Annotated in this window: 1 protein-coding gene; it reads left to right on the forward strand. The window is 23.2% G+C overall.

Going from position 1 to position 698, the window contains the following annotated elements; all coding sequences use genetic code 11:
* On the forward strand, positions 1 to 586 hold a 586-nt coding region (locus tag L8W69_RS09235), incomplete at its 5' end, for a hypothetical protein (RefSeq protein ID WP_263666997.1).
* Positions 587 to 698: the final 112 nt, after the last annotated feature.

Here is a 698-nt window from a genome sequence, read left to right on the forward strand (position 1 = left end):
GAAAACTCTAACTATTTATTCATTCCTAGATGAAGATGAGGAACTTTCAAGAAAAGCTAGTCGAATTGTTTTAAGAATAAATATGGATATTATACTTTATCTTTTAGATAATGAAAAAACTTTTATAGGACATAAAACTTATTTTTTATTTGATAAGGAAAGATTTAAAGTTTTTGAAGATTTTTTATTTTTTCTAAATACTCGTTTAGAAGAGGATTTTTTGAAAAAAAATGATAATGATTTTGAAATAATAGAAATTGTAACATATATTAATCTATTGATTGGCTTAGATGGTGCGTTTGCTAATAATATGTACCTAAGAGAACTTTCAATAGCTCCTATTTGTGATTTAAATAATCCCAAAACCATAGCAATTCTAAATGGCATAGAAAAAATTAATATTGCAGTTGATAGATATATCAATCTTATAAATTCAAAAATTAAATTTATTGCCTATAAAGATGATTATCTTAAAATGAAAATAGAAAATATAAACAATAATTATCCAAAACTCAGACTCGATCAAAAACAAATCAATCAGCTCAATACCCTACAATCTAAACTAAAAGAATGCACAAATGAATGAGATAGAACTTAACACTCAAAATAAAACCTTAAACGAAACAAAAAAAGACACAAAAACTATTTTTAGAATATCAAGGAATATAAATGAAAAAACCTTTTTATAAACTTAAAAG

It is taken from the genome of Campylobacter sp. CNRCH_2016_3089 (assembly GCF_025772505.1).
Taxonomy (GTDB): Bacteria; Campylobacterota; Campylobacteria; order Campylobacterales; family Campylobacteraceae; genus Campylobacter_D; species Campylobacter_D lari_D.